Origin of the sequence: Streptococcus parasanguinis (assembly GCF_901875555.1) — a bacterium.
Taxonomy (GTDB): Bacteria; Bacillota; Bacilli; order Lactobacillales; family Streptococcaceae; genus Streptococcus; species Streptococcus parasanguinis_H.
The window spans coordinates 13,877-30,643 of sequence record NZ_CABFMD010000005.1; the positions used below are offsets into that span (position 1 = coordinate 13,877).

General features: G+C 41.9%; 14 protein-coding genes. 12 read left to right on the forward strand and 2 right to left on the reverse strand.

Annotated elements, in window-relative coordinates:
* Positions 1 to 31 precede the first annotated feature (31 nt).
* The 3 genes from JX304_RS01635 to JX304_RS01645 all read left to right on the forward strand — a co-directional run bounded on the left by JX304_RS01635 (position 32) and on the right by JX304_RS01645 (position 4,101).
* Positions 32 to 415, forward strand: a complete 384-nt coding sequence (locus JX304_RS01635) for a DUF1934 domain-containing protein (protein WP_205010970.1) — start codon at positions 32 to 34, stop codon at positions 413 to 415.
* 212 nt (positions 416 to 627) lie between these two features.
* Positions 628 to 3,312 (forward strand): cation-translocating P-type ATPase, encoded by a 2,685-nt coding sequence (locus JX304_RS01640; RefSeq protein ID WP_205010971.1) that lies wholly within the window; start codon positions 628 to 630, stop codon positions 3,310 to 3,312.
* Positions 3,313 to 3,432: 120 nt separating this feature from the next.
* Entirely contained in the window at positions 3,433 to 4,101 is a 669-nt protein-coding gene (locus JX304_RS01645) for an MIP/aquaporin family protein (protein WP_205010972.1), read from the forward strand.
* A 34-nt stretch (positions 4,102 to 4,135) separates the two neighbouring features.
* On the opposite strand, the gene JX304_RS01650 is transcribed toward JX304_RS01645, so the two are convergent.
* Positions 4,136 to 4,993 (reverse strand): metallophosphoesterase, encoded by an 858-nt coding sequence (locus JX304_RS01650; protein WP_205010973.1) that lies wholly within the window; start codon positions 4,991 to 4,993, stop codon positions 4,136 to 4,138.
* A 174-nt stretch (positions 4,994 to 5,167) separates the two neighbouring features.
* On the opposite strand from JX304_RS01650, the gene prfB reads away from it, so the two are divergent.
* The 3 genes from prfB to ftsX all read left to right on the forward strand — a co-directional run bounded on the left by prfB (position 5,168) and on the right by ftsX (position 7,919).
* Positions 5,168 to 6,263, forward strand: a protein-coding gene (gene prfB, locus JX304_RS01655; RefSeq protein WP_205010974.1) for a peptide chain release factor 2 whose coding sequence is annotated in 2 segments (ribosomal slippage) — positions 5,168 to 5,239 and positions 5,241 to 6,263 — 1,095 coding nt in all. Because the reading frame shifts where the segments join, the coding sequence is not laid out codon by codon here.
* Between the two features lie 44 nt (positions 6,264 to 6,307).
* Complete coding sequence (gene ftsE, locus JX304_RS01660) at positions 6,308 to 7,000, forward strand: cell division ATP-binding protein FtsE (protein ID WP_205010975.1); 693 nt, start codon at positions 6,308 to 6,310, stop codon at positions 6,998 to 7,000.
* The gene (gene ftsX / locus JX304_RS01665) at positions 6,993 to 7,919 is read left to right on the forward strand and encodes a permease-like cell division protein FtsX (RefSeq protein WP_205010976.1); all 927 of its coding nucleotides are present in this window, start codon (positions 6,993 to 6,995) and stop codon (positions 7,917 to 7,919) included. Before ftsE ends, ftsX begins: the two co-directional genes overlap by 8 nt.
* Before the next feature lie 70 nt (positions 7,920 to 7,989).
* On the opposite strand, the gene JX304_RS01670 is transcribed toward ftsX, so the two are convergent.
* Positions 7,990 to 8,631, reverse strand: a complete 642-nt coding sequence (locus JX304_RS01670) for an MBL fold metallo-hydrolase (RefSeq protein ID WP_205010977.1) — start codon at positions 8,629 to 8,631, stop codon at positions 7,990 to 7,992.
* 118 nt (positions 8,632 to 8,749) lie between these two features.
* Between JX304_RS01670 and JX304_RS01675 the strand changes: the two genes are divergently transcribed.
* From JX304_RS01675 to gyrB, 6 genes are all read left to right on the forward strand, one after another.
* Positions 8,750 to 11,203 carry a bifunctional DnaQ family exonuclease/ATP-dependent helicase gene (locus tag JX304_RS01675; protein ID WP_205010978.1) on the forward strand — a complete coding sequence of 818 codons (2,454 nt, stop codon included), beginning with the start codon at positions 8,750 to 8,752 and terminating at the stop codon, positions 11,201 to 11,203.
* 4 nt (positions 11,204 to 11,207) lie between these two features.
* Positions 11,208 to 12,188 (forward strand): YeiH family protein, encoded by a 981-nt coding sequence (locus tag JX304_RS01680; RefSeq protein ID WP_205010979.1) that lies wholly within the window; start codon positions 11,208 to 11,210, stop codon positions 12,186 to 12,188.
* Positions 12,189 to 12,221: 33 nt separating this feature from the next.
* Positions 12,222 to 13,451 carry an FtsW/RodA/SpoVE family cell cycle protein gene (locus JX304_RS01685; RefSeq protein WP_205010980.1) on the forward strand — a complete coding sequence of 410 codons (1,230 nt, stop codon included), beginning with the start codon at positions 12,222 to 12,224 and terminating at the stop codon, positions 13,449 to 13,451.
* Between the two features lie 19 nt (positions 13,452 to 13,470).
* Positions 13,471 to 14,022: a DJ-1 family glyoxalase III gene (locus JX304_RS01690; protein ID WP_205010981.1), complete on the forward strand. Its 552-nt coding sequence runs from the start codon at positions 13,471 to 13,473 to the stop codon at positions 14,020 to 14,022.
* Positions 14,023 to 14,187: 165 nt separating this feature from the next.
* A complete protein-coding gene (locus tag JX304_RS01695) occupies positions 14,188 to 14,751 on the forward strand; it encodes an HAD-IA family hydrolase (RefSeq protein ID WP_205010982.1) in 564 nt (187 codons plus the stop codon).
* Between the two features lie 12 nt (positions 14,752 to 14,763).
* Complete coding sequence (gyrB, locus tag JX304_RS01700) at positions 14,764 to 16,713, forward strand: DNA topoisomerase (ATP-hydrolyzing) subunit B (protein ID WP_205010983.1); 1,950 nt, start codon at positions 14,764 to 14,766, stop codon at positions 16,711 to 16,713.
* The last annotated feature ends 54 nt before the right edge of the window (positions 16,714 to 16,767 follow it).

Consider the following 16,767-nt stretch of genomic DNA (forward strand, 5'->3'; position numbering starts at 1 on the left):
GAAAGCAAGGAAAGATGAGAAGGAGAGAAAGATGCAGATTCGCATTCAAAATACCATTCGATTTGGAGAAGAAATGGAGATCGTTGATCAGTACTATCAAGGCGAATGGAAGGAAAAAGCAGGGTTTCAATACCTCTTGTATACCAATGAAGAAGATGAAAAGGTTGCTTTGAAATTTTCCAACGATGAATTGGTCATGACACGATTTTCAACTCCTAAATCCATCATGCGTTTCTACAAAAATGAAGATGGTGGAGCGATCATCCCAACTCCTATGGGGATTCAGCAGTTTTTGATTACAACAGACCTCTTTCAATTAGAACTAGGTCGTTTGCAAGTGACTTATCGGTTGTTAACGCTTGATGGGGAGCAGGAATTTGCCAATTACCAATTGTTAGTAGAATGGGCAGAATAAACCCTAGGAAATTTGTAAAGATCCTGCTTGCTTTATTCCGTAAAAATGGTATAATAAAACCACTCAAGGGAGTAGCTGGCGGTTTTCCGCGATAGTGTCGTCATTACGAAATTATTTCCGGCACTATATTAAACGGCGAGACTTGTTTTTTCAAACAGGTCTCTTTTTTGTGCAAAAGAGATCTGGAAGAAAGTTATAAGGAGGAAGTTATTTTGTCCAAAGAACAAAATAAAGCTTTGTTTTATACACAAAGTGAAGAGGAAGTCTTAAAAACACTAGACTCTTCGATCGAAGGTTTGTCTTCAGCGCAAGCCCAAGAACGCTTGGCGGCTTATGGCCACAATGAACTAGATGAAGGTGAAAAACGTAGTATCTTATCTAAGTTTATTGACCAGTTTAAAGATTTGATGATTATCATCTTGTTAGTAGCCGCAACTCTCTCTGTGCTCACAGAAGGAATGGATGGTCTGACAGATGCCATGATCATCTTAGCCGTTGTTGTTTTGAATGCCGCTTTTGGTGTCTATCAAGAAGGACAAGCCGAAGCAGCCATCGAAGCACTGAAAAATATGTCTAGCCCATTAGCGCGTGTTCGTCGAGACGGTCACGTGATTGAAATCGATTCCAAAGAATTGGTCCCAGGTGATATCGTTCTTCTAGAAGCTGGAGATGTGGTTCCAGCCGATATGCGCTTGTTGGAAGCAGCTTCTCTTAAGATCGAAGAAGCAGCTCTTACAGGGGAATCGGTTCCAGTTGAAAAAGATGTAACTGGCCTTGTTGAGGCAGATGCTGGTATCGGAGACCGTGTCAATATGGGTTACCAAAACTCGAACGTAACCTATGGTCGTGGTACAGGGGTCGTGACCAACACGGGTATGTATACAGAAGTCGGTAAGATTGCCGATATGTTGGCCAATGCCGATGAAACGGAAACACCGTTGAAGCAAAGTTTGGAACAATTGTCTAAAGCCTTGACTTACTTGATTGTTGTGATTGCGATTATCACCTTCTTAGTTGGTGTCTTCGTTCGTGGTGAACATCCGTTAGAAGGCTTGATGGTGGCAGTTGCTCTTGCAGTTGCTGCGATTCCAGAAGGACTTCCTGCTATTGTAACTATTGTTCTATCTTTAGGAACTACAACCCTTGCTAAACGCAATTCAATCGTTCGTAAATTGCCAGCCGTTGAAACACTTGGTTCTACAGAAATCATCGCATCTGATAAAACAGGTACCTTGACCATGAACCAAATGACGGTTGAAAAAGTCTATACCAACGGTCAATTGCAAAGTGCAGCAACAGAAATTGGAGCTAGCAACAATACCCTTCGTATCATGAACTTTGCTAATGATACCAAGGTGGATCCATCTGGCAAGTTGATTGGGGACCCAACAGAGACTGCTTTGGTACAGTTTGGTTTGGATCACAACTTTGATGTTCGTGAAGTCTTGAAGAGCCAGCCACGTGTGGCGGAATTGCCATTTGATTCGGATCGTAAGCTCATGTCTACTATCCATAAGGAAGCAGATGGTACCTATTTTGTAGCCGTTAAAGGTGCACCTGACCAATTGCTCAAACGCGTGACGCGTATTGAAGTCAATGGGGAAGTTCGCCCAATCACCGATGAAGATAAGAAAGCTATCCTTGCTACCAACAAAGACTTGGCCAAACAAGCCCTTCGTGTCTTGATGATGGCTTACAAGACAAGTAACGAAATTCCAACCTTGGAATCTGAAATTTTGGAGTCTGACCTGATCTTCTCTGGTTTGGTCGGAATGATTGACCCTGAGCGTCCAGAGGCTGCAGAAGCAGTTCGTGTCGCTAAGGAAGCAGGAATCCGTCCTATTATGATTACGGGTGACCACCAAGATACAGCAGAAGCGATTGCTAAACGTCTTGGTATTATCGATCCAAATGATACAGAAGACCATGTCTTCACAGGGGCTGAGTTGAACGAACTCTCTGATGAAGAATTCCAAAAAGTCTTCAAGCAATACTCTGTCTATGCGCGTGTATCACCTGAACACAAGGTTCGTATCGTGAAAGCATGGCAAAATGAAGGTAAGGTTGTTGCCATGACAGGTGACGGAGTCAACGACGCGCCATCACTTAAGACAGCTGATATCGGTATCGGTATGGGGATTACAGGTACAGAAGTTTCTAAAGGAGCTTCAGACATGGTCCTTGCCGATGATAATTTCGCAACCATTATCGTAGCGGTAGAAGAAGGACGTAAGGTCTTCTCGAATATCCAAAAATCTATCCAATATCTCTTGTCTGCTAATATGGCTGAGGTCTTCACCATCTTCTTTGCGACCCTCTTTGGATGGGATGTGTTGCAACCAGTACATCTCCTCTGGATTAACTTGGTAACAGATACGCTTCCAGCCATTGCTCTTGGTGTAGAACCAGCTGAGCCAGGCGTTATGACCCACAAACCTCGTGGACGTAAGTCAAACTTCTTTGATGGTGGTGTCTTCGGTGCCATTCTTTATCAAGGTGTCTTCCAAACCATGCTGGTTCTTGGTGTTTATGGCTGGGCCTTGCTCTCTCCAGAACATGCGACTCGTGCCGAAATCCATGCAGACGCTTTGACTATGGCCTTTGCAACTCTTGGTTTGATCCAATTACTCCATGCCTTTAACGTTAAATCGGTTTACCAATCCATCTTTAAAGTGGGACTCTTCAAGAATAAGACCTTTAACTGGTCGATCCCAGTTGCCTTTGTTCTCTTGATGGCGACCATCATTGTCCCTAGATTTAACAAACTCTTCCATGTGTCTCATTTAAGCTTTACACAATGGTTAGCTGTTATGATTGGTTCACTCTTGATTGTTGTTCTCGTTGAAATTGTGAAAGCTATTCAACGTGCACTTGGAAAAGATAAAAATGCCATTTAGGCATAAAAAAGTCATCTTCGGATGGCTTTTTTTGCTAGCGGAAATGTCCGGGCAAATTTCTTGAGGTACGTGTGGATTTTTGATAAACTAGTCAACAGTTTGAAGAAAGGAAACTATATTATGAAAAAGTTTTTTGCTGAAGTAATCGGCACATTTATGCTTGTCTTTATCGGGACAGGCGCAGTTGTTTTTGGGAACGGGACAGAAGGTCTCGGACATTTGGGAATTGCCTTAGCATTTGGTTTGTCCATAGTTGCAGCAGCTTACTCGATTGGGACTGTATCTGGTGCTCACTTGAACCCAGCTGTTTCGATTGCCATGTTTGTCAACAAACGCTTGTCTTCAAAGGATTTGGTTAATTATATTGTAGCGCAAGTTGTGGGAGCTGTTCTTGCATCTGCTACAGTATTCTTCCTCTTGTCTAATTCAGGTATGTCAACAGCTAGTCTTGGTGAAAATGCCTTGGCTAAGGGTGTGACTCCATTTGGAGGATTCTTGTTTGAAGTGATTGCCTCCTTTATCTTTATCTTGGTCATTATGACCGTGACATCAGCTTCTAAAGGAAATGGAAAAATCGCTGGGCTTGTAATTGGTTTGAGCTTGACCCTGATCATTCTTGTTGGTTTGAACATTACAGGTCTTTCTGTTAACCCAGCTCGTAGTTTGGCGCCTGCCCTCTTTGTAGGTGGTGCAGCCCTTCAACAACTTTGGATCTTTATCTTGGCTCCAATTGTGGGAGGAATTCTCGCAGCACTCGTTGCGAAACAACTCTTAGGTACAGAAGAGTAATAAAAAATTGGTTCCTCAGGGACCAATTTTTTTATTATAGTTCAAGAATCGTCATGGCTTGTGAGAATTCATGAGCGAGTTGTTTTTTCTTGTAGGCTTGAAATTCGGGGAGGTCTTTGATTCTGCGATAGCGCTTGTAGGGATCATAGCGTTTTGGAAAATCAAATTCTGGAAAAACATCAAAGAATTGTTTACAAAGCTCCCATTCTCGGATATAGCCTAAAGGTCTGGCATGATAGGTGATCGTGTCAATCGTTGTCGCTGGTATTCGGTGGTGGCTATGGCCAAAAATCACCTCTCTAACAGGAAATTGTCTAAAAAGTTCATGAAAGGCTTGGCTTCCTAGGAAAGCATTGAAGCGTTCAAAATAAGGGTGGCGCAGGAGAAACTGACCATGGGGAACAAAGTGCATGGCGATGACAAGCGGTTGATGTATTTCCTGTAGTTCTTGTTCAAGCTCCTGTAAAAGCTTTTGGGTGATTGCTGGATCAGATCCTATTCGTTTGAGGCGTCTATCAAACCAAAACAGATTCTTGGTTTGGAGATGTTTTTGGTGAGAGATAGCGGGAACAAAGCTGTAGTCATACCAGCCTGAAAAAGCAAGAAGCATATGATTGGAGAAGGGAATCTTTTGAAATTCAAAAGGTCTTATGGCTTTTTCTGATAGTCCCAGCATATCATGATTCCCCAAACTAAAGGTCACAGGAAGATGATGTTGAAGTTGGTCTAAAAATTCCTGTGACGTCTTTTCAAAGCCGTTGGCAATATCTCCTGCAATATGGAGATGTTGAATGTTTTGTTGCTGGAAAAGAGTGATAAGAGTCTCTAATTCATCTTTTCCAAAGTTGTTTGAATCAATATGTAAATCGGACATAAAAGCTACTCTTGTCATGCTACCAGTCTAGCATAAGAGGATCTTTTTTTCTAACAAATAGGTTACAAATGAGTGGAAAAATGTTGAAAACCAGCTGGATAGGCAATGGGCAATCAGCTGATTCAATATTGGAAGGTGGGCAAATAGTGAAGGTTATGATATAATAGACTAGATACATAGAAAGAGGTACTTATGGACATTTCAGAAATTCGTCAAAAAATTGACGCAAATCGTGAAAAATTAGCTTCTTTCAGGGGGTCTCTTTGACTTAGAGGCATTGGAAGAAGACATTGCCATTTTAGAAAATAAAATGACAGAACCTGATTTTTGGGATGATAATATTGCGGCGCAAAAGACATCTCAGGAATTAAATGAACTCAAGCAAACCTATGAAAATTTCCATCAGATGCAAGATCTATTTGATGAGTCAGAAATTTTACTAGACTTTTTGGCTGAAGATGATTCGGTCAAGGATGAGTTGATCGAAAAGTTGGATGAGTTGGACAAACGGATGACCAGCTATGAGATGACCTTGCTATTGTCTGAGCCTTATGACAATAATAATGCCATTTTAGAAATCCATCCGGGTTCAGGAGGAACCGAAGCTCAGGACTGGGGCGACATGCTTCTTCGGATGTATACGCGTTTTGGAAATGCTCACGGTTTCAAGGTTGAAGTCTTGGATTACCAGGCTGGAGATGAGGCTGGGATCAAATCTGTGACCTTATCCTTTGAAGGGCCTCATGCCTATGGTCTTCTCAAATCTGAGATGGGCGTCCATCGCTTGGTTCGCATCTCCCCATTTGACTCTGCAAAACGGCGTCATACTTCCTTCACTTCCGTTGAAGTCATGCCAGAATTGGATGATACGATTGAAATTGAGATTCGGGACGACGATATTAAGATGGATACCTTCCGCTCAGGTGGTGCTGGTGGACAAAACGTCAACAAGGTCTCTACAGGGGTGCGTTTGACCCACATTCCTACAGGAATTGTCGTGGCATCAACAGTGGATCGGACCCAATATGGAAACCGCGATCGAGCTATGAAGATGTTGCAAGCTAAACTCTACCAATTAGAGCAAGAGAAAAAAGCAGCAGAAGTGGATTCTCTAAAAGGAGATAAAAAAGAAATCACCTGGGGAAGTCAAATCCGCTCTTATGTCTTTACCCCTTACACCATGGTCAAGGATCACCGAACCAACTATGAAGTTGCTCAAGTAGATAAGGTGATGGATGGAGATATCGATGGTTTTATCGATGCCTACCTCAAATGGCGTCTCCAATAAGCGATAGGGGATGACCCAAAAACGAATGAAAGGAATTTCATTACATGTCAATGATTGAAATGAATGATGTTGTCAAAAAATATGACAACGGGACAACAGCCCTTCGTGGGGTATCTGTCCGAATTGAGCCAGGAGAATTTGCCTATATTGTAGGTCCTTCTGGAGCTGGGAAGTCGACCTTTATTCGACTTTTATACCGTGAAGTAAAACATGATAAAGGAAAATTGAAAGTAGCTGGTTTTGATTTAGATAAAATCAAAAAACGTGATGTTCCGATGTTGCGACGCAATGTAGGTGTGGTTTTCCAAGACTATAAATTGCTTCCAAAGAAGACCGTTTATGAAAATATTGCTTATGCGATGCAAGTTATCGGTGAACGTCGCCGAAACATTAAAAAACGTGTGATGGAAGTCTTGGATCTGGTTGGGTTGAAACACAAGGTTCGTTCATTCCCAAATGAATTGTCAGGTGGGGAACAACAACGGATTGCCATTGCACGGGCCATCGTCAACAATCCAAAGGTCTTGATTGCGGACGAGCCAACAGGAAACTTGGACCCAGATAATTCTTGGGAAATCATGAACCTTTTGGAGCGAATCAATCTGCAAGGAACTACAGTATTGATGGCAACCCATAATAGCCAGATTGTAAATACCTTACGTCACCGGGTCATTGCAATTGAAAATGGTCGTGTAGTGCGTGATGAAGCGGAAGGAGAGTACGGATACGATGATTAGAAGATTTTTCCGACACTTAATCGAATCGCTTAAAAGCTTGAAACGAAATGGCTGGATGACAATCGCAGCGGTCAGCTCGGTTATGATTACCCTTAGCTTGGTTGCTATTTTCGCCTCAGTTATTGCCAATACCATCAAGCTTTCAGATGATATTCAAAACAGTGTGCGGGTTGTAGTATACATGCGCAAGGATATTCAAGATCAGAGCGAGCAGATTGAAAAAGACGGTCAAACCGTGACCAATGAAAACTACCATAAGGTTTACGATGCTCTGACAGCCATGAAACATGTTGATAAAGCTGATTTTTCTAGCAAGGAAGATCAGTACAACAAATTGATTAAAACAGCTGGGAACAACTGGAAGATTTTTGATGGAGATGCCAATCCTCTCTACGATGCCTATTATGTAGAGACGACTGCTCCAAAATATGTGAAGCAAGTCTCAGCAGACGCTAAAAAAATTGAAGGGGTCTCTGAGGTGAAAGATGGTGGGGTCGATACCCAACGCTTGTTCGCTCTTGGAACCTTCATCCGAAACTGGGGCTTGATCGGTGTAGCTTTATTGATCTTCATTGCTGTCTTCTTGATTTCAAATACCATTCGAATTACCATCATTTCACGTAGTCGTGAGATTAAGATTATGCGACTGGTAGGAGCAAAAAATGGCTATATTCGTGCACCATTCCTTTTAGAAGGTGCTTGGATTGGTCTTTTGGGGGCCTTGGTTCCCTCAGCTTTGGTCTTCTATGTTTATAACGTTGTCTATACGTCAATGAACAATAACTTGGCAGATCAAAACTTGTATCTCTATAGTCCCCATCTTTTGGTACCGATCATGGTCGGTGGGCTCTTTGGATTAGGAATTTTGATTGGGGCGATTGGTTCTTCAATTTCCATGAGACGTTTTCTTAAGATATAATAAAAAAGCAAGTTCGCGCTTGCTTTTTTTGTCTATATTTAGGAGGACAGCTAGGATGATATAGGACTCTTTAGGATTGTCTAAAGAAGGGATTGAACATCTTCTCGTGACCAATAGAAGTTTCAGGGCCATGACCGGGATAGACGGTGTAAGAAGATGGAAGGGTAAAGAGTTCTTCTCTGATACTGCTAAGCAACTGTGCCGCGTTCCCTGTTGGAAGATCGGTCCGTCCAATGGTTTCGCGAAAAAGGGCATCACCAGATAGAACCAGGTGATCCTCAGGAAAGACGATGGAAACCCCTCCAGCAGAGTGTCCCGGTGTCTCTAGAACATAAAAGTGAAAATCGGCTATTTGGTAATCGGAGCGAATTTCATAAAGAAAGTCGGCATCCTTACATACAACATTTTCTAAATCCGCATGCCGATCCAAACCAGATAAATTATCGACAGGAGAAGACAACCAACCGGCTTCTGCCGAATGGACATAGACTGGTGGGAAATGATAATTCTGACGGGCCTTTTCAAGACTCATAATGTGATCGTAGTGCGTATGGGTTAAAAGAATCGCTACAATTGGTTTTCCTACGCGATCAATTTGTTTTTGAATAGTTGCCCAGTCGCTACCTGGATCAACAAGAATGAGGGAGTGTTCATTTTCAAGGTAGTAGGTGTTTTCATAAGCTACAGGATTAACAGTACGATAGATTTTCATAAGGACTCCTTTCTATAATAGTGTATCAAATTGCGAAGAAAATAACTGGATTGAAGTCAGCCTCAAAGGAGAAAAAAATCTGCAGAGCTTGCTCAAACGTGATATAATTTAAAGTATTATGACAAGACAGAAACGGAAATATGCCATTGTGGACCTGGAAGCGACCAGTGCTGGAAGCAATGCTAAGATCATTCAGGTTGGGATTGTCATCATCGAAGATGGAAGGATTACACAATCCTATGAGACGGATGTGAATCCCCATGAACGATTGGATGAGCATATCAAACAACTGACTGGCCTGACAGATGCTCGCTTGCGGAAAGCACCAGAGTTTGCACAAGTGGCAAAAGAAATTTTTGAATTAATAGAAGATGCCGTCTTTGTGGCTCATAATGTCAAATTTGATGCGAATTTATTGGCAGAAGCTCTCTTTTGGGAAGGATTCGAACTAACGACTCCTCGAATTGATACGGTTGAATTGTCTCAAATTTTCTATCCGACTTTAGAACGCTACAATTTAGGAGCGCTTGCGACTGAACTGGAAATTGAGTTACACCATGCTCACTCCGCTCTAGCGGATGCTATGGCAACAGCCCAGCTCTTGTTGAAATTGAGAGAGAAAATTGCGAGCTTACCAAGAGGATTGATCGAAAAACTTCTTTCGATGGCAGATTGTTTGATATATGAATCACGACTCTTAATAGAAGATGCGCTTGAAGACAGTAGTCTTTTTTTACCAGCTCATTTAGTAGAAATCCATGGACTCTACCTGCGAAAGCCACAGCAGTTTTTAGAAAGTCGTCATTTGTCTGAACAGTTTGAACTCAATATGCAGCTGTTGGGAATGGAGGCTTATCCGGAGCAAAGAGAATTTGTTGCCTATATCGAGGACAGTTTGCACCAGCCACTTCCAAGTTTTATCGAGGCGCCAACGGGAATTGGGAAGACCTACGCTTATCTGTTAACGCTTTTGGCTAAAACCTCCAAGCGCATTCTTGTGAGTGTTCCAACTAAAATTCTTCAGGATCAAATTATGAGGAAAGAAGGAAGGACCATCCAGGATCTTTTCCAAATTCCCTTTCATAGCCTTAAAAGTCCCAAGGATTACATCCAACTCGATAAATTTTATGAGACCTTACAGAGTGAGTCAGATAATGGGATGATTCGACGTTTTAAAATGCAACTGTTGGTTTGGCTGACTATGACTGAAACAGGAGAGTTCAGTGAAATTGGCCAACTCTATCGTCATGTCCATTTTGTAGCTGACATTTGCCACGATGGTCAATTGTCGAAACGTTCGCTATTTTATCAGGAAGATTTTTGGCGTCTTGGTCAGGAAAAAGTGAAAACCAGCCGGGTGATTCTGACCAATCATGCTTATCTGCTAACCCGTCTTGAGGATGATAAGAGTCTACTTCAAGAGTCTGTTCTGGTCGTGGACGAAGCGCAAAAACTCTTCTTTGCTTTAGAGAAATTTTCACAGAGAGAAGAAACCTTGCAATCTCTTCTTTTAAACTTGCAACACGCTATTGAAGAGGAAAAAGATCTTCTACAACGACGTTTGTTGGAGAGTATTCAATTTGAGTTAAATGCCTGCTCCAAAGAAGTCGTGCAAGGAAAAACTGCAGTCTTATCAGATCAAACGGTGGCAAAAATTCGGCAGGATGTATCGGAGTTGAAAACCGAATCTCTAGAGAATCTAAAGGAATTGTTCGATGAGCGATACCAAACTTTTTGGATAGACAAAGAAGTGGTTGAAAGCCATCAGATTCTTCGTCTTCATGGTGGAGTGGAGGACTTACTATCCTTTAAGGAGTTTGTGCCTGAAGAAGTGACCGTGCTCTTTGTATCTGCGACAATCGCTATCAGTAAAAAGGTGCATTTACCTGCTCTTTTAGGATACCAAGAACAGCAAATCTACCGGGTACCAATAACAGTCAAACAACACCAGGAATTGCTGGTGCCGATTGATTTTCCAGATGTTGTTTCTTTATCTTCAGTGGAGTACGCAGGGGAGATTTGTCAGCTCGTCGGTGAACTCCTTCCTTTACGAAAGCCAATTTTTCTTTTGTTTACTTCAAAAGAATTGTTACTGGAGACGTCAAATGCATTGAAGTTTCCTCACTTGGCCCAGTATCGAAATGGGGATGCAGCCAATATTAAGCGGCGATTTGACCGAGGAGAAAGCTCCATTTTATTGGGAACTGGAAGTTTTTGGGAGGGAGTCGATTTCTCCCAACAAAAAGAAGTGATTCAAATCATCACGCGCATTCCTTTTGACAATCCTAAAGATTATATGGTTCAAAAGCTGAATACAAAACTCAGAGAACAGGGGAAAAATCCCTTTTACGACTATAGTCTTCCGGTTGCGATTTTAAGGCTAAAACAGGCTATTGGGAGAACCAGCCGTTTTCAAGATCAGGAATCTCTGGTCCTCTTATTGGATCAGCGGGTGGTAACCAAGCGATATGGAAAACAAATTTTGGACGGGTTGCAACAGGTGTTGCCCCTTCACACGACAGTGAGAGAGCGGCTTATTGAGCAAGCAGCTGACTTTTTTGAAAGGAATTGAGAGAATGAAAAATAAAGGATTTGGACTTGCAATTGCATTTGTACTGGCACTTTGTGCTATGTTGTTGGGAAATTTCTTTCCCATCATTGGATCAAGTGTTTTTGCCTTGATCTTAGGAATTTTACTTAATGAATTGATTGACTTACCTGAGAATTCTCGCCCAGGCTTGAACTGGTCCGGTAAGAAATTGTTGCAGTATTCGATTATTTTTATGGGATTTAGCTTGCCCATTGCAACAGTTGCCTCTACAGGCTTGTCTTCTTTAAAGATTAGTCTGCCAACGATAACAGTTGCCTTTCTTGCAGCTATTATTTTTGGGAGAGTCTTCCACCTGAAATCTCATCTACGGACCCTCATTGGGTTTGGTACAGCTATTTGTGGTGGATCTGCTATTGCAGCAGCAGCGCCGATCATTGAAGCAGACGAAGAGGAGATTGCCCTATCTATGTCAACTATCTTCTTCTTCAACATTTTGGCTGTCTTTATCTTTCCAGTATTAGGGCATTTATGGCATATGTCTAATTTCCAATTTGGCCTCTGGTCAGGAACAGCCATTAACGATACGTCATCTGTTGTAGCAGCAGCATTTTCTTACAGTAAAGCAGCGGGGCAAATGGCTACAATTGTTAAGTTAACACGCGCCCTGATGATTGTACCAGTTTGTTTGGGCTTGATCGGTTTGAAATTGTATCGTACGAAACAACAAGGAAGAAACAAAGGAATGTTAAAGAAAATTATTCCTTGGTTTATTATCTGGTTTATTGTGGCTTCCATTCTTTCTTCTATTGGCCTGGTACCTAAAGTGGTCCTACCTTACCTAAATGACCTTTCTCACCTCTTTATGGCCATGGCCTTGGTTGGAATCGGAAGCAAGGTTTCTTGGAAACAGTTCCGTTCTGCAGGAGCAGCCCCTCTATTGGTGGGCTTAATTGCCTGGTTCTGTGTAGCGGGTTCTAGTTTGATTCTGCAAATGTTACTCTACTAATCCATCATTGAATCATTATAGAAAGGAACGTGAATGAAGAAACATCATTTTTGGACGATCCACCTGGATTATTCGATCATTGGAATTGTCTTCACCCTACTTATGATTGGGATCTTATCCGTTTATGTGGCAGTTTCTCATGATTATCCCCAAATGGTGTGGCCTTTTTTGGGGCAGCAATTGGCCTGGATTGGTGTGGGATGTATCATTTGCCTGATTGTGACGATTTTTAGTACGAAATTTCTTTGGAAAATCACTCCCTTTCTTTACCTACTAGGCTTGGCCTTGATGGTTCTTCCTCTTGTTTTTTATAATCCCAACTTGGTGGCTTCAACAGGAGCAAAAAACTGGGTAGCTTATGGAAACATCACCTTATTTCAGCCTTCAGAATTTATGAAGATTCCCTTCATCCTGATGTTGTCACGTTCTATTGTTCGATTTTTACAAAGAAATAAGGGTCGTGAGCGATTGTTACGACAAGATTGGTTTTTAATTCTAGAGTTGACTATCTATACAATTCCGGTCTTTGCCTTATTGGCCCTCCAGCAGGACTTGGGAACGGCCTTAGTATTCTTGGCCATCTTTGCGGGCTTAGTGCTTGTTTCAGGAGTTTCCTGGAAAATTATCTTGCCGGTCATCTTGCTTCTAGCAGGTGGGTTAGCAGGCTTTCTCTTTCTCTTTCTATCAGAAGGGGGTCGGGCTTTTCTGCACCAGCAAGTAGGTATGCCAACCTACCAGATGAACCGTATTTTAGCCTGGTTAAATCCTTTTGACTATGCACAAACAACCACCTACCAGCAGGCGCAAGGACAGCTAGCCATTGCCAGTGGTGGACTCTTTGGTCAAGGATTTAATGTATCTAATTTATTGGTTCCAGTAAGGGAAAGTGATATGATTTTTACAGTAGTAGCAGAAGACTTTGGTTTTGTTGGAGCTCTTGTGCTGTTGATTTTATATGTGACCCTGATTTACCGTATTTTAAAAATCACCCTCCAGTCCAACAACCAATTTTATACCTATATTTCCATCGGATTTATTATGATGCTGGTCTTTCATATTTTTGAAAATGTCGGAGCGGTAACGGGCCTTCTCCCTTTGACGGGGATTCCCCTTCCCTTTATCTCACAAGGAGGCTCCTCTATTATTAGTAATCTGATTGGGATTGGTCTAGTACTCTCAATATATAATCATAGTAGCAAAAAGAAAGGACCAGAAAAAGAGGTTCCAATCCGTAAAAAAGTAGTCCTTAAAAAGGCGCAATAGTTAGAAAGAAGGAATGAAAATGAAAAAAGTAGCAACGATTTTAGCAAACGGTTTTGAAGAAATTGAAGCCTTGACCATTGTCGATGTTTTGAGACGTGCTGGGATTGACTGCGACCTCATTGGCATGGAAGAAACAGTCACAGGTTCTCACCAGATCACCGTGGAAGTCGACCGTCTCTGGAATGGAGACCTGTCAGATTATGATGGAATTTTTTTACCAGGTGGGATGCCAGGAGCCGCGAATTTGCGGGACAATGCAGAATTAATCACAGCTCTTCAAGAAGAAAGTAGCAAAGGAAAAACTATTTCTGCAATTTGCGCGGCTCCCATTGTTTTGGCGCGTGCTGGTCTCTTAAAAGATAAACACTATACGTGTTACGATGGTTTTGAAGAAGAGATTCAAGATGGACACTATCAAAAAGAAACAGTGGTGAAAGACGGTAATCTCTTGACCAGTCGAGGTCCTTCAACGGCTCTTGCCCTAGCCTATGCCTTGGTAGACCATTTTGAAGGAGATGCCCAAAGTCTTCGTCAAGGAATGCTCTATCAAGACGTCTTTGGAGATGCTTAAGAGAGATCTTTTGGACACCATTTTTTCTGGAGAAAGATCACATTCTATGACAGAAAATGACTTCTATTTGATTTAAAATGAAATGACCTTAAAAAATGGCTAAAATCCCCCCTAAATGAGGGTTTTAGCTTATTTTTTTTGTCCATTTGTGGTATAATATTGACTATGAATTATCATGATTTTATATGGGATCTTGGTGGGACGCTATTGGATAATTACGAAACGTCCACAAATGCCTTTGTAGCGACATTGAAGGACTTTCACATCCAAGCCGATCATGATTCTGTTTATGCAGCATTAAAAATCTCAACACAGGATGCAATTCAGACCTTTGCGCCTTATATTCCTAATTTTCGTACGGAATACAAGAAAAAAGAAGCCTTGGGCTTGCAAGAGCCGGTCTTATTTGAGGGGGCAAAAGAGTTACTAGAAGAGATTCAGGCACATGGAGGACGTCATTTTTTGGTATCACATCGAGATCGCCAAGTTTTGACCCTCCTTGATCAGACAGGTATTGCTCCCTTCTTTACAGAGATTGTAACAGCAGACGAGGGCTTTCCACGAAAACCAGATCCAGTCTCTATGCTTTATTTGAAGGAAAAATATGGCATTCAAGACGGTCTGGTCATCGGAGATCGTCCGATCGATATAGAAGCTGGGAAGGCTGCAGGGCTTTCAACCTATTTATTTGATTCCATGCCACACTTACAGCAGTTTATATTTGAATAGAAAAGGGAAATTATGACAGAGGATAAACAGCAAGAAAATCAAGCACAAGAATATGATGCCAGTCAGATTCAGGTCTTGGAAGGACTAGAGGCCGTTCGGATGCGTCCGGGGATGTATATTGGATCTACCTCAAAAGAAGGTCTTCATCACCTGGTCTGGGAAATCGTAGATAACTCGATTGACGAAGCCTTGGCCGGTTTTGCTAGCCATATTGAAGTTTTCATTGAAGCAGATAATTCGATCACAGTGGTCGATGATGGTCGTGGGATCCCAGTAGATATCCAAGAAAAGACTGGTCGACCTGCCGTTGAAACTGTCTTTACGGTACTTCACGCGGGAGGAAAATTCGGCGGAGGTGGCTACAAGGTTTCTGGTGGTCTTCACGGGGTAGGCTCTTCCGTTGTTAATGCCCTCTCCACAACCCTCGATGTTCGCGTCTATAAAAATGGCAGTATCTATTACCAAGAGTATCGACGTGGACACGTTGTGGATGATTTGAAAGTCATCGGAGAGACGGATCGGACTGGGACAACCGTCCACTTTATTCCGGATCCAGAAATCTTCACGGAAACGACCGAGTATGATTTTGAAAAATTAAATAAACGGATTCAAGAATTAGCCTTTTTGAATCGTGGCTTGCGTATTTCTCTGACGGATAAGCGGGAAGGATTAGAGCAAGAAAAGCATTACCACTACGAAGGTGGGATCTCTAGTTACGTCGAATACATCAATGAAAACAAAGATGTCATCTTTGAAAAACCAATCTACACAGATGGTGAAATGGATGATATAACAGTTGAAGTAGCTATGCAATATACCACAGGCTACCATGAGACGGTCATGAGTTTTGCTAATAACATCCATACCCATGAAGGTGGAACGCATGAACAGGGCTTCCGTACAGCTCTCACTCGTGTCATCAATGATTACGCTAAGAAAAATAAACTCTTAAAAGAAAACGAAGACAATCTAACTGGGGAAGACGTTCGAGAAGGATTAACAGCAGTTATCTCAGTTAAACATCCAAATCCACAGTTTGAAGGACAAACCAAGACAAAACTTGGAAATTCAGAAGTTGTTAAAATTACCAATCGACTCTTTAGTGATGCCTTTTCTGATTTCCTTTTGGAAAATCCACAAATTGCTAAGAAAATCGTTGAAAAAGGGATTTTAGCAGCCAAAGCTCGCGTAGCGGCCAAGCGGGCACGGGAAGTGACCCGTAAGAAATCAGGCCTTGAAATTTCCAATCTGCCTGGTAAATTGGCAGACTGTTCGTCAAACAATTCGCAAGAAACAGAACTCTTTATCGTCGAAGGGGATTCAGCAGGAGGTTCTGCTAAATCAGGACGTAATCGGGAATTCCAAGCGATTTTACCAATTCGTGGAAAGATCTTAAACGTTGAAAAAGCAAGTATGGACAAAATTCTAGCTAATGAAGAGATTCGTAGTTTATTTACAGCTATGGGAACTGGATTTGGTGCAGAATTTGATGTTACAAAAGCGCGTTATCAAAAATTAGTGATCATGACCGATGCCGATGTCGATGGCGCTCATATCCGAACCCTTCTGTTGACTTTGATCTATCGCTATATGAAACCAGTCTTGGAAGCGGGATATGTTTATATTGCGCAACCACCCATCTATGGGGTCAAAGTCGGTAGTGAAATCAAAGAATATATCCAACCTAGTGCGAACCAAGAAGCCGAATTAGCTGCAGCTTTGGAACGTTATTCAGAAGGTCGCTCAAAACCAACCATCCAACGCTATAAAGGTCTTGGAGAAATGGATGATCACCAATTATGGGAAACAACCATGAATCCAGAACACCGTTTGATGGCACGAGTATCAGTAGATGATGCTGCGGAAGCAGATAAGATCTTTGATATGTTGATGGGGGACCGAGTGGAACCACGTCGTGAATTTATCGAAGAAAACGCTGAATATAGTACACTCGATGTATAAAATTCACCGAACGCTTCCCATTAATGGATATTTTATGGTATAATTACTAGGATT